1 protein-coding gene and 1 pseudogene are annotated in these 1,338 nt (G+C 63.8%); both read right to left on the reverse strand.

All coding sequences use genetic code 11. The features are described from left to right. Positions 1-1,139 (reverse strand): translesion error-prone DNA polymerase V subunit UmuC (gene umuC / locus F3J38_RS27680; protein WP_167144536.1); only part of this gene is annotated, 1,139 nt, incomplete at its 3' end. A 2-nt stretch (positions 1,140-1,141) separates the two neighbouring features. Then, positions 1,142-1,338: pseudogene (locus F3J38_RS27685) on the reverse strand (peptidase); the annotation flags it as partial.

The raw sequence follows: 1,338 nt of genomic DNA on the forward strand, positions 1-1,338 counted from the left end.
CGGTTAATGCCGTCCAGCGCCGCCATCAGCGCGTCAGCGTTGGCGCGCGGCAGCTGCTCGCTGAACATGTCGAACTGCGCCACGCCTGACTGATAAAAATCACCCAGCATGACGCCGGCCTTCGCGTACCGGTAGCCGTCACGCCAGATGGTGCCCAGCCCCCGCAGCACGGAATCAATAATGTCCCGCGTATCATTCGTCGGATAGTCGCAGATGCACGATGCCGTATTGGAATAATGCGGCCCGTCCCCGTGCCGGCCCGTGGCGATAGAGACGCTGATGTGCCGGCAGCGCGAGTCCTGCTCCCTGAGCTTTTCCGCCGCGCGCGTCGCGTAAAGCACCACCGCCTGCTGCATGTCCTCCAGATGCGTGACGCGCTGCCCGAAGGAGCGCGAGTTCACTATCTGCTGCTTGGGCGGCGGTGCATCCTCAAGCGCCAGGCAGGACTCTCCGTTCAGCTCGCGCGCGGTGCGCTCGGTGATGACGTCAAAGTTCTTCCGTATCATGCTGACGTTGCTGTCGGCCAGCTGCAGAGCCGTGGTGATGCCCAGCTGGTTCATGCGCATGCTGATGCGCCGCCCGATGCCCCAGACGTCGCTGACGTCAGTCAGCTGCAGCAGCTTCCGCTGCCGGCTCCGTTCGGACAAATCCACCACGCCGTTTGTCTTCGTCCACTTCTTGGCCGCGTGGTTGGCGAGCTTGGCCAGCGTCTTGGTCGGCCCGAAGCCCACGCCGATAATCAGCCCCGTTTCCTGCCGGATACGCGCACGCATCTGCTGGCCGAACGACTCCAGCGGGATCAGGCTGCCAATCCCGGTCACGTCCAGAAAGCTCTCATCGATGGAATAGATTTCCTGCCCCGCCGCCATCTCTCCCAGTATGGCCATCATGCGCGCCGACATGTCACCGTACAGCTCGTAGTTGGAGCTGAACACGTGCACGTCGTTCTCGCGGAAGAAACGCTCGTTCTGAAACAGCGGGGCGGCCATTTTAATGCCCATCCGCTTCGCCTCTGCCGAGCGGGCAATCACGCACCCGTCGTTGTTAGAGACGACGACGATGGGCCTGCCGCGCAGGTCGGGCCGGAACACGGTTTCGCAGGAGGCGTAAAAGTTGTTGGCATCCGCCAGGGCAAACATGGTCACGCTCCGGCGGGTCCGCTGAATCCCAGCCCGGCCACGTCGGTGAGGGCATAGGCCACCACGCCCCACACCGGCAGCGGCTGGCTCACGTCGATCAGCGTGACGGTTTCATCCGCATCCGGCGCCTGCAGGGCGGGAACGGGGTTGAGCAGCAGGCGCCGCAGCGTCAGCTCGCCTTCCACCTCGGCAACAATGA

It is taken from the genome of Candidatus Pantoea formicae (genome assembly GCF_011752625.1).
Taxonomy (GTDB): domain Bacteria; phylum Pseudomonadota; class Gammaproteobacteria; order Enterobacterales; family Enterobacteriaceae; genus Pantoea; species Pantoea formicae.